This window comes from Alteromonas sp. BMJM2, from assembly GCF_027257845.1.
GTDB lineage: Bacteria > Pseudomonadota > Gammaproteobacteria > Enterobacterales > Alteromonadaceae > Alteromonas.
Window position 1 is genome coordinate 106,986 of the sequence record NZ_JAPVOT010000007.1, and the last position, 16,366, is coordinate 123,351.

Here is a 16,366-nt window from a genome sequence, read left to right on the forward strand (position 1 = left end):
TGCTTATTTTTACAGCAAGTGGCAATAAAAATTGCGCTCATGTACGTTAAGCTATTGAGGCATGACTCTCCCGTGGGGTATTCTATGCGGCTACATATGTATTCAACTTGCTATGTTTTCGTTGTTGTTACCTTTTGGTGCCATTTTTTGGCGACATTTCTGGGCCAATAATAACGACCATTTAGCAAAGTAAGAACGTTTCAATTTAATAAAGCGGAAGCCTAAGTTTCATGGCCGATAATCAGTACAACCCAAAAGATATAGAAAAACGCGTTCAGCAATATTGGGAAGATAATCAATCTTTCAAAGCCATTGACGACGTAGATAAAGAAAAATTTTACTGCCTATCAATGTTCCCTTACCCAAGCGGTCGTCTGCATATGGGTCATGTGCGCAATTATACCATTGGTGATGTTATCAGCCGATACCAGCGCATGCAGGGAAAAAATGTCATGCAGCCAATGGGTTGGGATGCGTTCGGTCTGCCTGCTGAGAATGCAGCAATCAACAACAATACGGCGCCCGCTAAGTGGACCTACTCTAATATAGATTACATGAAAACCCAGCTTCGCTCGCTTGGATTTGGCTATGATTGGGACCGAGAGGTTACAACGTGTAAACCTGATTATTATCGCTGGGAACAATGGTTCTTCACTCGTCTTTATGAAAAAGGGCTGGTTTACAAGAAAAACTCAACGGTGAACTGGGATCCCGTTGACCAGACGGTGTTGGCTAACGAACAAGTTATTGATGGCCGCGGCTGGCGCTCTGGTGCGTTAGTTGAGCAAAAAGAAATCCCTCAATGGTTTATCAAAATAACCGATTATGCTGAAGAATTATTAAGCGATTTGGAACAGCTTGAAGAATGGCCTGACCAAGTGCGCGCCATGCAGGCGAACTGGATTGGTCGTTCTGAAGGGATAGACATTACTTTTAATTTGGCATCACCTGTCAATGACATTGCCGACCTTACTGTTTACACCACCCGCCCTGATACTTTTTATGGCGTCACTTATGTTGCTGTTGCTGCCCAACACCCATTGGCAGAATTTGCAGCACAGTCGAACCCAGACATTGCCCGTTTCATCGACGAATGCAAAAATACTAAAGTTGCTGAAGCAGAAATGGCCACTATGGATAAAAAGGGCTGCGCGACTGGATTAGAGGTTGTTCATCCGCTTACCGGCGAAAAGCTACCCATTTGGATTGCTAACTTCGTACTGATGGAATACGGCTCTGGCGCTGTAATGGCAGTCCCTGGGCACGACCAGAGAGATTGGGAGTTTGCAACAAAGTACAATCTCCCCATTCAGCAAGTTATTGCCGCGAAAGAGGGTGATGAAGATAAATGCGACCTTTCAGCGTCTGCCTACACGGAAAAAGGCACATTAATTAACTCTGAAAAGTTTGATGGTCTTGATTTCGATGCGGCATTTAACGGCATCGCAGACGAGCTGGAAAATAAAGAATGCGGAAAACGCAAAGTGAATTATCGCCTGCGAGATTGGGGCGTAAGTCGTCAGCGCTATTGGGGTACCCCTATCCCAATGTTAAGGCTAGAAAATGGCGAGTCTGCACCTGTGCCGTCGGATCAACTTCCTGTTGAGCTACCGGAAGACGTAGAGATGGACGGCGTCATTTCGCCTATCAAAGCGGATCCTGAATGGGCGAAGACCACCTATAATGGTGAACCTGCCCTGCGCGAAACGGATACATTTGATACTTTTATGGAATCATCGTGGTACTACGCTCGCTATGCTAGTGCAACCAACTCCGATGCCATGCTAGACCCGAAGTCAGCTAATTATTGGCTGCCTGTTGACCAATATGTCGGTGGAATAGAGCATGCAATATTGCACCTACTCTACTCTCGCTTTTTTCACAAATTATTGCGCGATGAGGGCTTAGTAGACTCAGACGAGCCATTTAAGCGCTTACTATGCCAAGGCATGGTGCTAGCAGATTCTTACTATCGAGAAGACGATAAAGGTAAGAAAACCTGGTATTCGCCTACTGAAGTAACCACTGAAAAAGACGACAAAGGCCGTATTGTAAAAGCATGGCTTACCGCTGATAACACCCCTGTCACTCACGGGGGCATGACAAAAATGTCGAAGTCAAAGAACAATGGTATCGACCCGCAAGAAGTTATTGACCAGTACGGTGCGGACACGGTGCGCTTGTTTACTATGTTTGCTGCTCCACCTGAACAGACTCTTGAATGGGTAGATTCTGGTGTAGAAGGCGCTAACCGCTTCCTTCGTCGTATTTGGAAGCTAGTGACTGAGCATGTTGAAAAAGGGACTCCTGAAGCGCTTGACGTGAAGGCGCTTAATAAGTCGCAGCAAGCCCTTCGTCGTGAACTGCACAAAACCATTCAAAAGGTAAGCGACGACCTTGGCCGTCGACAAACCTTCAATACAGCTGTTGCTGCCATTATGGAGCTACTGAATCATCTTCAAAAAGCGCCGCAAGACGATGCGCAAGACATTGCCATTATGCGCGAAGCGACCGAGTCAGTGCTTTTGTTGCTTAACCCAATTACACCGCATATTGCCCATGAGTTGTGGAAGGTGCTTGGACATAACGAAGATATCGATGTTGCGCCGTGGCCAAAAGTGGACAAAGACGCACTCATTGAAGACGAAAAACTGATCATTGTTCAGGTAAATGGCAAGGTACGCGCCAAAATGACAATTTCCGCTGATGCGAGCAAAGACGACATTGAAGCAAGCGCCCTCGCCCAGTCGAATGTCCAACAATTTATCGATGGGAAAACGATTCGAAAAGTGATTGTTGTGCCCGGCAAGCTTGTAAATATTGTAGCTAACTAGGCGACTATTGATAATGAATGCACTTTTAAAATTAGTCGGTATTGCAGCGATAGTGAGCACCCTTAGTAGCTGTGGTTTTCACCTCCGTGGCGCTCCCAGCCTTCCTGACAATATCAACACTGTTGTAATTGAAAGTGCCAGAGCGCACGCGCCCTTAGCGCGTGCGCTCGACAATAGATTGAACATTTACGGATTAAAGTCACAAGAACGGGGCAGCGACAGCGCCCCGAGCGAGAACATCAGCATCTACCTTTTACCGGAAAAGTTGGACCGCCAACTTTTATCCGTGTATCCATCGGGTCAGGTGGCGGAGTACGACCTCATTTATGTGGTGCGTTATCGCGTGTCCTTTCCTAACAAAGAGCCAATGATGGTGCAGTTTGAGGTAGTACGGGATTATCAAGACGACCCCGATCAGGTATTAGCAAAATCGAGAGAGCTTGATTTAATGCTCGACGAAATGCGCGCCGAGGCAGCGGATATGATCATTAGACGCTTATCCGGTCAAGCGATTGCTGCATTGGACATTGAAAAATGATGACTGACGACTAGGCATGCAAATTTACCCAAACCAGTTTCGTCAAGATATCAAAAAAGGTCTGAGGCCTTGTTATTTGGTGTTTGGAGACGAGCCTCAGCAGAAGTTCGACGTTATCGAGCAAATCCGAGCACAAGCAAAATTAAAGGGATTTGACGAGAGAACTACCCTGGTTGCTGACACAGGTTTTTCATGGAACCAGCTGCTTGAAGCAACGCAGAGTATGTCGTTGTTTTCAAGCCAGCAATTTATTGAGCTAGAACTTCCCACCGGCAAACCAGGCACTGAGGGCAGTAAAATGCTGCAAGAGGTCGCCGCTAAACTCAACCCAGATATGCTGTTACTCATTCACGGGCCAAAGATTGGTAAAGACGTACAGCGTGGAAAATGGTTTAAAGTTCTCGACGAAATAGGCGCATCCACACTATGTTACCCCCTTGAAGGACGCCAATTAAGCACTTGGATAAACCAGCAACTCACCTCGCATCAGCTTTCTGTATCACCCAATGGCGCAAAAATGATTTCCGACTTTTGTGAGGGTAACCTTCTAGCCGCAAAACAAGAGATAGATAAACTCGCGCTGCTTTATCCGCATCAGTCTGTAACCGATGAGCAAATTGAACGAGCCATGGTCGATCAATCCCGCTACAGCGTGTTTCAGCTTGTTGATGTGATGCTTAATGGAGAAAGCACCCGCTGTATTAAAATGCTCTACCGACTAGAAAGTGAGGGTTTAGAGCCAAATATAATCATTTGGGCATTAGTGAGAGAGTGGGAGCAGCTGTGGAATTTAAAAACGGCTGAACAACAAGGCCAGCCTATTCAATGGCAAAAATTTGGTATTTGGCGTAATAAACAAGCGATATATCAAAATGCAATGCAGCGGCTTTCTTTACAACAGCTAGAAGGTATTCAACACGCGTTGAGTCAAGCGGACCTTGCTTTTAAGCAACAAGTAATTTCTCGCCCCTATGTAAAACTTTGCCACCTGTGCATGATGTTTATGGGTATCAACTTAGTAAACATCCCCTTTTTGGATAAATAGCGGTGGCCTTAAAAGCGATATTGGGCGGTACGTTTAATCCACCCCATTATGGTCATATTTCTCCAGCTCTACATGTCACAAAACTTTTAGGTGTTGATGGTGTCCATTTGATGCCCTGTAAGTTAGCACCTCATAAGTCGGTTTCTGTTTCTGAAAAGCACAGAGTAAATATGATAAATCTGTGTTGCGAGGAAAATCCCAAGCTTCATGCAGAGCTGATCGAGCTCTCTCTTCCCTCGCCATCTTATACGGTAAAAACACTGCGAGAATTAAATTCTCGAACCGACGAGACAATCTGTTTTCTCATTGGTGCCGATTCACTGTATAATCTAGATAAGTGGTACGAGTGGGAATGCTTATTAACGTATTGCCACCTTGTTGTAATGCGAAGAGATGACGATAATTTCGCCCCGCCACCGGCTGTAGCAGATTGGCTCAAATCTGTTGTTACTCGAGATGCGGCGCAGTTACATCAACGTAAAAATGGATATGTATTGTTAGTTGATACTCCCCTTAAAGTAATTTCGTCAACGCAGTTGCGCAATACCATAACCCAAAAAAACGCAGGGGCTTTAGATAAAGCCGTTCAAGATTTTATTGAAAACTGGATACCAAACAGCGTCATTGAATATATTGATGCCAACCAGTTATATATTGAAGAAAGATAAGAGGAAAACACTTGGAGAGTCTACAACTTAAGCAGTTTGTTAAAGACAAAATAGATGACATGAAAGGCCGTGATATCATTGAGCTTGATGTTAGAGGTAAGTCGACCATTACAGATACCATGATCATTTGTTCTGGTAATTCAAAACGTCACGTATCCTCAATTGCAGAGAATGTATTGGTTGAAGCGAAAAATGCCGGGCATGCGCCTGGGCACGTTGACGGTAAAGATACCGGAGAATGGGTACTGGTTGATTTCGGCGATGTCATTTTGCACGTTATGCAAGATGAAACCCGAGACTTTTATCAGCTAGAAAAGCTCTGGTCATAGGATAGGGCTCTCGCTAAAAGAGTCATTGGTAAGCATGCTTCATATTCACCCACAACAGCTACTAAGGCTAGGATTGTCATTCATGGTGCAGTGTTGAAGATTCAAATTGTTGCTGTGGGAACAAAAATGCCGTCATGGATATCCGCGGGTGTCGACGAGTTTATCCGTCGATTCCCAAGTGATATGCCGGTAACCATTACTGAAATACCAGCTGGCAAACGAGGTAAGAACGCTGACATTAAACGGATCCTGGAGAAGGAAGGCGAACAAATGTTAGCGGCTATTCCCAAAGGCAACCGCGTAGTGACACTTGAGGTAACCGGAAAGCCATGGGATACACCAATGCTGGCAAAACAGCTAGATAATTGGAAGATGGACGGTAGAGATGTCAGCTTGCTCATTGGTGGTCCTGAAGGACTAGCGCCCTCTTGCACTGCTGCATCTGAACAAAAGTGGTCATTATCAGCGTTAACCCTTCCTCACCCTCTAGTCAGAATTATACTCGTTGAGAGTGTGTATCGCGCATGGTCGGTAACACAAAATCACCCTTATCATAGAGAATAGAAGCAGTTATTAATGCAAAGGAACTCAATGCACCGTAAACGCCAAGCTATTCGTGACCATTCCGCGGAAGCCAACCTGTTTGCCCGTCGTGCAACTATTGCCTTTATCATTGTTACCGCCATGTTGGGCATTGTGCTTAACAATCTTTACTCTTTGCAGGTTACTCAGCACGATGACTATCAAACACGTTCAAATGGGAACCGCATTAAAGTACTGCCTGTTGCGCCAAATCGAGGGCTAATATACGACCGAAATGGGATATTGCTCGCCGAAAATAGACCGGTTTTTAGTTTAGAGATCATCCCCGAAAAAGTGGACGACATCGACGATACCCTTAAACGAATTACCACGCTCATGGATATTACCGATGACGAAATTAAACGTTTTCAGAAAAACTTAAAGGGCACTCGCCGCTTTAAGCCTGTTGTCCTGCGCACAGAATTATCCGAAGAAGAAGTGGCGACCTTCTCAGCCAGCAAACACAAATTTAAAGGGATGCAAATTGAAGCGCGTCTTGCACGCCACTATCCCTATGCAGAGACACTCACTCATGTTCTTGGATACGTAGCACGCATCAATAAACGAGATTTGCAGAAAATCGTCGAAGCCGGCCAAGAAGATAACTACGCCGCCACCTATGATATTGGTAAGCTTGGCATAGAGAAATACCACGAGGAACTTCTTCACGGCGAGGTAGGCTACCAACAGGTTGAAGTGAATAATCAAGGACGAATAATTCGTGTACTAAACGTAGAGCCGCCAACTCCTGGCAAGGATATTGTGCTTAATATTGACTTATCTCTTCAGCAAGAAGCTCAGCGTATACTTGAGGGCACTCGTGGTGCGGTGGTAATTTCAGAAGTGAAAACTGGCGGAGTGCTGGCGCTCTATTCTAATCCCGGATACGACCCCAATTTATTTGTTCACGGTATTAGCAGTAAGAATTACTCAGCGCTGCTTAATTCGCCAAACCGCCCGTTGATTAATCGTGCCACTCAAGGGCAGTATTCGCCGGCATCAACTATAAAGCCGCATCTGGCTTTACTGGGTTTAGAAGACGGTGCGGTCACTGAAGACTACACTATTAAAGATAACGGCCGCTATCGGCTGCCAAATGTAAACCACGTTTGGCGTGACTGGAAACGATGGGGGCACGGTGACGTCGATATTGCAAAGGCTATTGAGGTTTCATGCGATACCTACTACTACGATTTAGCCTATAACTTGGGTATCGATAAAATCAGTGAGGCCATGCGAAATTTCGGCTTTGGTGATTACACGGGTATCGATTTGTACGAAGAATCCGACGCGAATATGCCAAGCAGAGGGTGGAAACGCGCCCGCTTTAATCAGCCTTGGTATATTGGTGATACTATCCCTGTTGGCATCGGACAAAGCTTTTGGACCGCCACGCCTATTCAGCTTACCCATTCAATTAACACCTTAGTTAATCGAGGCGAGCGTTACATACCTCAGCTCATTCGCGGTTACAGAAAACTGGATGGCACAGACGATCTTATTGCTCTGAAAACCTTGCCACCTATTAAAATAAGCGATCAAAAAAATCTCGATATTGTATTGAATGCGATGCACGATGTGGTTCATGGCGAAGAAGGAACCGCTCGCTTTGCCTTTGCCGATACCCCCTATGAATCAGCGGGTAAAACGGGTACGGCTCAGTTATTCACCGTCGGGCAAAACGAAAAATACAACGCAGACGAGGTCGATGAAAGGCTTCGCGACAACGCCCTCTACGTTGGATTTGCGCCTTTCGACAACCCAGAAATTTCTATTACGGTAGTACTTGAAAATGCCGGTGGCGGAAGTTCTAATGCGGCGCCAGTAGCAAGGAAATTAATGGATTTTTATTTTCGAGACAGACGTTTTGAAACCGCAAGTATCGACAGCGAGCTCAACGAATAATGAAAAGAACGGCAATCACGCCAGATAAAATAAGCTTTTTACAGCGCATTCATGTTGACGGCTGGTTGCTGCTCGGCCTGTTGGTCTTAAGTGGCGTTGGACTAGTCACACTCTATTCTGCGTCAGGTCAAGATATGGCGCAGATGGAACGACAGTTTACTCGCTTAGGATTGAGCTTTGTCGTTATGGCAATACTGGCTCAATTGCCGCCTGGTTTCTATCGACGCCTCTCACCTTTTGCCTTTGCAGTGGGGTTACTTATGTTAGTTGCCGTTTTGCTTTTTGGTGATATGGGAAAAGGCGCGCAGCGCTGGCTAGACTTCGGCTTTATTCGCTTTCAACCATCAGAGTTAATGAAGCTTGCCGTGCCCATGATGATAGCATGGTATATCAGTAAACATACTCTCCCCCCGAGAACGCACCACGTTGCGCTAGGCTTTACCATGGTGGTAGTGCCCACGGTGCTCATTGCCAAGCAGCCTGATTTAGGCACTTCTCTACTTATTGCCAGCTCAGGTGTGTTCGCCATATTTCTTGCTGGTATGAGCTGGCGTCTTATTTCCTTTGTAGGAGCACTTATTGGTGCATTTGCTCCTATTATGTGGTTCTTCCTCATGAAGGATTATCAAAAGCAAAGAGTGCTGACATTTTTAAACCCCGAAAGCGACCCGCTTGGCTCGGGATACCATATTATTCAATCTCAGATAGCGATTGGTTCCGGAGGCGTTGATGGTAAGGGCTGGCTCCAGGGTACGCAATCTCAACTAGAATTTTTACCCGAGCGGCATACCGACTTTATCTTTTCTGTATTTAGTGAAGAATTTGGCCTTACTGGCGTCATCGTTTTACTGGCTATTTATTTATATATCATTTTACGCGGTTTAATCATTTCTAGTCGAGCTCAAGATGCCTTTTCTAAACTACTTGGTGGTAGTATTACCCTTACCTTCTTTGTTTATGTATTCGTTAACATGGGCATGGTGTCGGGGTTGCTTCCAGTCGTGGGCGTTCCTTTACCGTTGGTGAGCTACGGTGGAACATCTATGGTGACATTGATGGCGGGTTTTGGCATTCTAATGTCAATTGCAACGCAAAAACGTTTAATATCCCGATGACCTTGCCGCTCTCACTATTTCCGCAAATTTCAAAGCTCAGGCATCAGCTTTGTCATACGTCGTTATTGTTGCCACCGGTTTTGTTGCCGTTGCTTTCGTTATTAAACGCGCCAAATTTAGTTAAGCGCTTCATTCATTTATGTACCCGAGGCCTTCTGCTTCTCTCGTGTGTATCGGGGATTCTATTAAGTGGATGTCAGTCAGGCCAAACTGGCCGCTATACACAATCGCAAGACTCCGCCCCTAATTACGTGGCTAAACTACCGGAAACCCTCGACGCAGTGCCCAGGTTTGAAGCCTACCGAACGTTTAATAACAGACCTTATAAAGTCCTCGGTAAGCATTATACGCCAATCTCTTCTGGCAAAGGCTACGAGAAAGTAGGATATGCCAGTTGGTACGGCCAGAAGTTTCATGGCCATTTAACGTCAAACGGTGAAACCTATAATATGTTCGCCATGAGTGCCGCACACAAAACCTTGCCGCTACCCTCATTCGTTAGAGTGACCAACTTAGAAAATAATAAACAAGCGATTGTCCGCGTTAATGATCGCGGCCCTTTTCACGATGATAGAATAATTGATTTGTCTTATGCTGCTGCGGTTAAGCTGGGGTATCACAGCAAAGGTACGGCAAAAGTTAAGCTAGAGGTTATTCACATCGATGAGAACAATAACGTCACGATAGGCAGCAATCCCACCGTTAGCTATGATGAATACTTGGGTATAGATGTTCCGGATAAGATTGCTACGAGTAAAATAGCGCCAAGTCAGATGGCGCACTCAGAAGTCGTAGAAGACACAGCACAACGCAATGAACAATCTATAGCCCCCCAAAATGAAAGCCCCATCAACGCTGGCGGTATGTTTATTCAGGTTGCAGCCCTATCTAACGCAGAGAAAGCAAAATCCATAAGCAATGTGCTGTCTGCTTTGTATCAGCTTCCGGCCCATCTTCCTGTAAGTAACAACATCTACAAACTTCAGCTTGGTCCTATTGAAGATGAACAAATGATTGAAGACGTGTTAAGTCAGCTTAAACAAAACGGCTACCCACATGCTTATGCAATAAAACAGCCTCAATAGCACTTTCATCGAAACTTTTTCGGTAAACCCTAGTCCTACTCTCACCCTTGCGATAGACTTCGGTACTAATGTTAGTTCTATTGTAATTCCTATCGCAATTTCAATGACAATCTCTATGAGTCATTTTGATATGCAATTACTATTCGCTCTTGATGGGTAGTCTTAGTGTTGGGAACATCAATCTAAGAGTAGCTGTAAACTCACACGGATATAACTCGGTAAAAGAAATAAACCATGCTCAAAATAATTAAACGCGCTAAAGCGCCTTCACTGTCATTTGCCTTCTTATTGCTTGGCGTATTTTTTAACATTGCTCACGCTGCTGTTGTTACCCCCCCAGCGCCTACTGTAGCCGCAGAAGGTTTTTTGCTTACTGATTTTGAAACCGGTCATGTCATCGCAGAAAAGAATGCCGATATGCAGCTCGCTCCAGCAAGTCTTACCAAAATAATGACTATCTATGTGATCGGGAAAGAACTTCAGTCGGGCAACATCAGCCTTGATGATGAAGTCACTATTTCAGAAAACGCATGGGCGAAGAAATTTCCAGATTCTTCGAAAATGTTTATCGAAGTGGGTACACAGGTTTCAGTAAGCGATCTACTTCGCGGTATCGTGGTGCAATCAGGTAACGACGCGTGTGTGGCGATGGCAGAGCACGTAGCAGGTTCTCAATCGGCCTTTGCAAGCATGATGAATGCGCATTCCCAGGCCCTTGGATTAACCAGCACCAACTGGGTTAATGCACATGGTTTACACGACCCAGACCACTACACCACACCCCGTGACATGGCAGTGCTATCTCGCGCACTTATTGCTGAAACGCCAGAAATGTATGCGATTTACAGCGAAAAAGAATTTACCTTTAACGGCATTAAGCAATATAACCGCAACAGCTTGTTGTGGGATAAAAGCCTCAATGTTGACGGTATCAAAACCGGGCATACTTCAGATGCAGGTTACAGCCTAATCACATCAGCAGAGCAAGGCGACATGCGCCTGATTTCAGTTGTTATGGGCACCGACAGCGAGCGAGCGCGTAAGGTTGAAAATAAGAAGCTGCTTAAATACGGTTTCCGCTTTTTCGAAACCGTCATTCCTTATGAAGCAGGACAGAGCTTTGTGGCACACCGAATTTACATGGGTGACAGAGAAACTGTAGACCTTGGAATTAATCAATCTACCCCCATTACCATTCCACGCGGTCAAGCTGAGAACCTAGAAGCTAATTTTGAGCTAGATAAAAAGCTTGAAGCACCACTGGCGAAAGGACAAGTTGTTGGAAAGCTTTACCTTCAGCTTGGTGGTGAAGACGTAGCTAGCTACCCCCTTGTTACACTTCAAGAAGTGAAGGAAGGCAGCATGTTCAACCGCCTAAAAGATTACATAATGCTTCAAATTGGTTTTGACGACGAATAAATAATTGCGTTAACACCTAGTTGTGAAGCGGCCAGATTGATACAATCTGGCCGTTTTTTTATATAAGTTTACATACCGAGAATATCGCATGGATACCCGTTTCGACGAACTGTTAGATTTTCCCACACACCAGACGTTTAAAGTAATGGGCGTTGCCCATGAAGACTTACCCGAACAGGTAATATCGTGCTTACAGCAGCACGCCCCTGGTGATTATGCGCCCGCTATTAAGCCAAGCAGTAAAGGCAGCTATCACTCTTTGTCTATTAGTGTGCGAGTAACCAGCAAAGAACATATGGAAACTATTTACACTGAACTGGCCGCCCTCGAACTGGTTAGGGTTGTTCTGTAAGTGAGTACGCAAGAGCAGGTTGCTAGAGCCAGCGATGACGTTAACTCGAAAAGTGACGTCATTATTCGCCAGTTGGGACGTCAATCTTATGAACCAATTTGGCAAGCAATGCAGCGCTTTACGGATGAGCGGGACAACGAAACAGCTGATGAGATTTGGCTTGTGGAACACGAACCTGTGTTCACCCAAGGCCAAGCTGGAAAAGCGGAACATATATTGTTGCCTGGCGACATTCCTGTTGTTCAAGTGGATAGAGGTGGCCAGGTCACCTATCACGGTCCAGGCCAGCAAGTTATTTATTTACTACTCAACATTAAACGAAGAAAGCTCGGTGTCAGGCACCTTGTGACCGCGATGGAAGAAGCGGTGGTAGGGTTATTAGCGCCTTACGATATTAGTGCGTATCCCAAGCCAGATGCACCAGGCGTTTATGTTAACGAACAAAAAGTCTGCTCCCTTGGCTTAAGAATACGTAATGGATGCTCATTTCATGGACTAGCGTTAAATGTTAACATGGACTTATCACCGTTTCAGCGTATCAATCCCTGTGGTTATGCTGGAATGGAAATGACGGACACTGCGCGTCTTAACGGTCCCGATTCGCTTGAACAGGCTGGCGATGAGCTTGTTCGCCTATTACTAAAGGCGCTTTCCTTTTCGGAAACAACATATAAAGAAGGTTTTGATGAGTAACGCACGACCTACAGCGGGGGTTAAACTCCGAGATGATGAAAAAGTAAAACACATTCCAGTCACCATTATTCCTACTGAAAAGGAACAGATGCTGCGAAAGCCTGAGTGGATCAAGATTAAACTTCCCCGCTCTACTGAAAAAATTGATCACATCAAGCGTACGCTGAGAAAGAACAATTTGCACTCAGTATGCGAAGAAGCAAGCTGTCCAAATTTGGCTGAGTGCTTTAACCATGGCACCGCTACTTTCATGATCCTTGGCGATATATGTACTCGCCGCTGTCCGTTTTGTGACGTCGCACATGGTAAGCCTTTACCGCCTAGCGCCGAAGAACCTGAAAAGCTAGCCAAAACCATTGCAGAGATGAACCTTCGTTACGTGGTTATTACATCGGTCGACCGAGACGATTTACGCGACGGTGGAGCACAGCATTTTGTAGACTGCATTAATGCCATTCGAGAGCACAGCCCTACCACCACCATTGAAGTGCTAGTACCAGACTTCAGAGGAAGAATGGACCGAGCGCTCGAGATATTCAAAAATGGCGAGCCGGATGTGTTCAATCATAACTTAGAAACTATTCCTCGCCTTTACCGCGAGTGTCGTCCTGGTGCCAATTATCAGTGGTCCCTTGATTTGCTCAAGAAGTTTAAAGCGCAGCACCCTCACATTAAAACCAAATCAGGTTTGATGATGGGTATGGGTGAAGAAAACGAAGAAATTCAAGGCGTATTAAGAGACCTTCGCGATCACGACGTGGATATGCTGACGCTAGGTCAATATCTACAGCCCAGCCGTCACCATTTCCCTGTGAAGCGATACGTGCACCCTACTGAGTTTGATGCTCTAGGTGATTACGCGAAGGAGATAGGATTTACGCACGCCGCGTGTGGTCCAATGGTTCGCTCAAGCTACCACGCCGATCAGCAAGCCGCCGGTGTAGAAGTAAAATAGGCATATCTATGTCAATAAGAGGCGGCCGTTAATAGCGAGCCGCCTTTTTTGTAGTACCAGTGACAATGCAAGGGTGGCTGCTAAAATACAGCCCAATTCTTGTGGAAAGCGGACAAAGGGTAATCATGCGTAAACATATTTATATCGCCTATACAGGTGGCACCATCGGGATGAAGCCATCGAACCAAGGGTATGTACCTGCTGCTGGATTTTTAACAGAAACACTGGCGAAAATGCCTGAGTTTAATCGCAGTGAAATGCCGCTTTTTACTATTCACGAGTACGACAACTTAATCGACTCTTCAGATATGGACCCATCGGATTGGCAGCGCATTGCAGACGATATTGCCAGTAACTACGACGACTACGACGGCTTTATTATTTTGCATGGTACAGACACCATGGCCTATACCTCATCAGCGTTAAGCTTTATGTTAGAGGACTTAGCCAAACCGGTAATCGTCACAGGCTCTCAAATCCCCTTAGCTGAACTGCGCTCAGATGGTCAGGTAAACTTATTGAATGCCCTGTTTATTGCTGCCAACTTTCCTATTGCAGAAGTTGGATTGTTTTTTAACAATCGTTTATTGCGCGGAAATCGAAGTCGAAAGGTAGACGCGGATGGTTTTAATGCCTTTGACTCTCCCAACTTTCCCCCCTTGCTTGAAGCCGGCATAAATATCAGGCTTAAAGCGGGTGAGTTAGCTAAGCCATCGGATAAAAAGTTAACGGTCTCAAATGTTTCAGCTCAGCCAATCGGCATGGTGAGCCTGTACCCAGGTATTGCGCCTGAAGTGATAAAAAACACACTTCAACAACCTGTAAACGCGCTTATATTACTCAGTTACGGTGTGGGCAATGCCCCACAAAATCCAAAACTCATTGAGCAGCTACGCTTTGCGAAATCTAGAGAAATCCCAGTGGTTAACTGCACGCAATGTGCCCGCGGTAGAGTGAACATGGGAGGCTATGCCACCGGCCACGGCCTGCAAGAGGTTGGCGTGTTATCCGGCAGCGATATGACCCCAGAGGCTGCACTGGCTAAACTGCATTACTTACTTAGTAAAAATCTCTCGTTTGAACAAATTAATTTACTGCTCACCGCAAATTTACGCGGCGAGTTAAGCGAATAAGGTATTAAATTTTGACACAACGCTATTCTGGTGCATTACGAAAAATGCGTACTCATGCAAACGATAATAACGAAGTCTGCTATCAACTCCCTATCGGGGAAAGCATCGTCGATATGAATGCATTGATAGGACAAGAAGTTTCATTGTCGTTTAGCAATGAAATTCACTGCGTGCACTGCAGCCGAAAAACGAAAAAAAGCTTTAACCAAGGCTATTGTTACCCTTGTCTGATATCTCTCGCACAGTGTGATAGCTGCATCATAAAGCCAGAAAAATGCCACTATCACGAAGGCACTTGCCGAGAGCCCGAATGGGGAGAAGCCCACTGCTTTAACGAACACTTTGTCTACTTAGCTAATACAGGCAATGTGAAAGTAGGAATTACCCGAGAAATAACCGAATCTGTCTCTCCTCGCTGGATGGACCAAGGCGCAACGCAAGCCACGGTTATGTTGCGCGTACCAGACAGGTTAACTAGCGGGCTTGTGGAAACGTTATGCAAAAACCATATTGCCGATAAGACTAACTGGCGCACCATGCTAAAAGGCAAGCCAGACGAAGTGGATTTGATAGCGGTAAAACACGAGCTTATGGAGAAAATTTCCGATGAACTTGCTGCGCTAAAACAAGAAAAAGGGCTTCAAGCTGTATCTGAAGTAGAGTCGAAAGTACATCAAATCAACTTTCCGGTAGACACCTACCCAGACAAAATAAAGTCGATTAATCTCGACAAGACGCCTGATTTTACTGGTGTACTTAAGGGTATTAAAGGGCAATACTGGATGCTTGATGGCGACCGGGTTATCAACATTCGAAAATTTGCTGGCTATAACGTCACGCTTCAAGTTTTCTAAAGTCTTATCTTATAGTCTCCGCAAAGAAAATTAACTGATAAAGGGCGCACGCAACGTGCGCCTTTACATTTATCTAAAATAGCTAGAGCTTTTCATTAAATCCAATGTTCAAAAAACGCAGAAGTGTCACGCTCTGGCTTTGGTGCTGGCTCAAAGACTGGGGTACCTAAGTATAAGAATCCCACTAGCTCATCTTCTTCTGACATCCCTAGCCCATTTTTTACTACGGGACACTGCGCATAGCTACCGGTGCGCCACATACCATTAAAACCTTGTGCTACCGCTGCCATTTGCATGGCCATAACACCACAAGAGGCAGATGCTATCTGCTCAACACGAGGGACTTTTTCGTGTTCTTTGTATTGTGCAATCGCAACAATAACCATAGGCGCACGCAAAGGAAGTTGTGGGGCTCTATCTATTTCTTTTTGACTTTTGTCGTTTTCAATTGCAGATGCTTCAAAAAGCGCCCCAAGTTTGTTTAACCCTTTGCCTTGGCATACCACAAAACGCCATGGGGTAAGGCAAGCGTGATCAGGGGCACGTAAAGCCGCTTGCATAATATTCTCCAGCGCATCTCCGCTTGGAGCAGGCTCGTTTAAGCGTGGCTGAGAGCTTCGATTAAGCAGTAGAGTTAGTGCATCCACTTTGGGGCCTCCTTAGTAACGCCTCATTAAAATAATATATTATGGTACTGTGGCATCAGTATTTTGATAAATAAACGAATTGGTTTGCACATCAATCTTACGGAGGACAGCGGTGACTGTCGACCAAAACCACCTCGTTTGGCATTAAATGAGGTCATTCAATCGCAACACCATATATCAGTCTCCGATTCTACGATATTGTTAAGCGTGAA

Annotated in this window: 16 protein-coding genes; 15 read left to right on the forward strand and 1 reads right to left on the reverse strand. The window is 45.4% G+C overall.

What is annotated here, in order from left to right:
• Positions 1–230 precede the first annotated feature (230 nt).
• The 15 genes from leuS (at position 231) to O9X84_RS09785 (ending at position 15,507) form a co-directional block, all read left to right on the forward strand.
• Positions 231–2,834 carry a leucine--tRNA ligase gene (gene leuS, locus O9X84_RS09715; RefSeq protein WP_269519541.1) on the forward strand — a complete coding sequence of 868 codons (2,604 nt, stop codon included), beginning with the start codon at positions 231–233 and terminating at the stop codon, positions 2,832–2,834.
• A 13-nt stretch (positions 2,835–2,847) separates the two neighbouring features.
• Entirely contained in the window at positions 2,848–3,372 is a 525-nt protein-coding gene (locus tag O9X84_RS09720; RefSeq protein ID WP_269519543.1) for an LPS-assembly lipoprotein LptE, read from the forward strand.
• A gap of 16 nt (positions 3,373–3,388) precedes the next feature.
• Positions 3,389–4,417 (forward strand): DNA polymerase III subunit delta, encoded by a 1,029-nt coding sequence (holA, locus tag O9X84_RS09725; RefSeq protein WP_269519544.1) that lies wholly within the window; start codon positions 3,389–3,391, stop codon positions 4,415–4,417.
• Positions 4,418–4,419: 2 nt separating this feature from the next.
• Positions 4,420–5,085 carry a nicotinate (nicotinamide) nucleotide adenylyltransferase gene (nadD, locus tag O9X84_RS09730; protein ID WP_269519546.1) on the forward strand — a complete coding sequence of 222 codons (666 nt, stop codon included), beginning with the start codon at positions 4,420–4,422 and terminating at the stop codon, positions 5,083–5,085.
• 11 nt (positions 5,086–5,096) lie between these two features.
• Positions 5,097–5,414 (forward strand): ribosome silencing factor, encoded by a 318-nt coding sequence (gene rsfS / locus O9X84_RS09735; RefSeq protein WP_032096508.1) that lies wholly within the window; start codon positions 5,097–5,099, stop codon positions 5,412–5,414.
• A gap of 93 nt (positions 5,415–5,507) precedes the next feature.
• Complete coding sequence (rlmH, locus tag O9X84_RS09740; RefSeq protein ID WP_269519547.1) at positions 5,508–5,978, forward strand: 23S rRNA (pseudouridine(1915)-N(3))-methyltransferase RlmH; 471 nt, start codon at positions 5,508–5,510, stop codon at positions 5,976–5,978.
• Between the two features lie 27 nt (positions 5,979–6,005).
• The gene (gene mrdA, locus O9X84_RS09745; protein ID WP_269519548.1) at positions 6,006–7,901 is read left to right on the forward strand and encodes a penicillin-binding protein 2; all 1,896 of its coding nucleotides are present in this window, start codon (positions 6,006–6,008) and stop codon (positions 7,899–7,901) included.
• Complete coding sequence (gene rodA / locus O9X84_RS09750; protein WP_269519549.1) at positions 7,901–9,016, forward strand: rod shape-determining protein RodA; 1,116 nt, start codon at positions 7,901–7,903, stop codon at positions 9,014–9,016. Before mrdA ends, rodA begins: the two co-directional genes overlap by 1 nt.
• Positions 9,013–10,101, forward strand: a complete 1,089-nt coding sequence (locus tag O9X84_RS09755; RefSeq protein WP_269519550.1) for a septal ring lytic transglycosylase RlpA family protein — start codon at positions 9,013–9,015, stop codon at positions 10,099–10,101. Before rodA ends, O9X84_RS09755 begins: the two co-directional genes overlap by 4 nt.
• A gap of 234 nt (positions 10,102–10,335) precedes the next feature.
• The gene (locus tag O9X84_RS09760) at positions 10,336–11,520 is read left to right on the forward strand and encodes a serine hydrolase (protein ID WP_052010217.1); all 1,185 of its coding nucleotides are present in this window, start codon (positions 10,336–10,338) and stop codon (positions 11,518–11,520) included.
• An 88-nt stretch (positions 11,521–11,608) separates the two neighbouring features.
• A complete protein-coding gene (gene ybeD / locus O9X84_RS09765; RefSeq protein WP_269519551.1) occupies positions 11,609–11,872 on the forward strand; it encodes a DUF493 family protein YbeD in 264 nt (87 codons plus the stop codon).
• Positions 11,873–12,565 (forward strand): lipoyl(octanoyl) transferase LipB, encoded by a 693-nt coding sequence (gene lipB, locus O9X84_RS09770; RefSeq protein WP_269519553.1) that lies wholly within the window; start codon positions 11,873–11,875, stop codon positions 12,563–12,565.
• Positions 12,558–13,520: a lipoyl synthase gene (lipA, locus tag O9X84_RS09775; RefSeq protein WP_269519554.1), complete on the forward strand. Its 963-nt coding sequence runs from the start codon at positions 12,558–12,560 to the stop codon at positions 13,518–13,520. The genes lipB and lipA overlap by 8 nt, the downstream gene beginning before the upstream one ends.
• A gap of 125 nt (positions 13,521–13,645) precedes the next feature.
• Positions 13,646–14,653 carry an asparaginase gene (gene ansA, locus O9X84_RS09780; protein ID WP_269519555.1) on the forward strand — a complete coding sequence of 336 codons (1,008 nt, stop codon included), beginning with the start codon at positions 13,646–13,648 and terminating at the stop codon, positions 14,651–14,653.
• Between the two features lie 11 nt (positions 14,654–14,664).
• On the forward strand, positions 14,665–15,507 hold the full coding sequence (locus O9X84_RS09785) for a DUF2797 domain-containing protein (protein WP_269519556.1): 843 nt from the start codon (positions 14,665–14,667) through the stop codon (positions 15,505–15,507).
• Between the two features lie 95 nt (positions 15,508–15,602).
• On the opposite strand, the gene O9X84_RS09790 is transcribed toward O9X84_RS09785, so the two are convergent.
• Positions 15,603–16,154 (reverse strand): NAD(P)H nitroreductase, encoded by a 552-nt coding sequence (locus O9X84_RS09790; protein ID WP_269519557.1) that lies wholly within the window; start codon positions 16,152–16,154, stop codon positions 15,603–15,605.
• Between the last annotated feature and the right edge of the window lie 212 nt (positions 16,155–16,366).

Coding starts and splice junctions, on each gene's coding strand:
- leuS (WP_269519541.1), top strand. CDS start 231: ATGGCCGATAATCAGTACAACCCAAAAGATATAGAAAAACGCGTTCAG.
- O9X84_RS09760 (WP_052010217.1), top strand. CDS start 10,336: ATGCTCAAAATAATTAAACGCGCTAAAGCGCCTTCACTGTCATTTGCC.
- ansA (WP_269519555.1), top strand. CDS start 13,646: ATGCGTAAACATATTTATATCGCCTATACAGGTGGCACCATCGGGATG.
- mrdA (WP_269519548.1), top strand. CDS start 6,006: ATGCACCGTAAACGCCAAGCTATTCGTGACCATTCCGCGGAAGCCAAC.
- holA (WP_269519544.1), top strand. CDS start 3,389: ATGCAAATTTACCCAAACCAGTTTCGTCAAGATATCAAAAAAGGTCTG.
- ybeD (WP_269519551.1), top strand. CDS start 11,609: ATGGATACCCGTTTCGACGAACTGTTAGATTTTCCCACACACCAGACG.
- O9X84_RS09720 (WP_269519543.1), top strand. CDS start 2,848: ATGAATGCACTTTTAAAATTAGTCGGTATTGCAGCGATAGTGAGCACC.
- lipA (WP_269519554.1), top strand. CDS start 12,558: ATGAGTAACGCACGACCTACAGCGGGGGTTAAACTCCGAGATGATGAA.
- O9X84_RS09755 (WP_269519550.1), top strand. CDS start 9,013: ATGACCTTGCCGCTCTCACTATTTCCGCAAATTTCAAAGCTCAGGCAT.
- rodA (WP_269519549.1), top strand. CDS start 7,901: ATGAAAAGAACGGCAATCACGCCAGATAAAATAAGCTTTTTACAGCGC.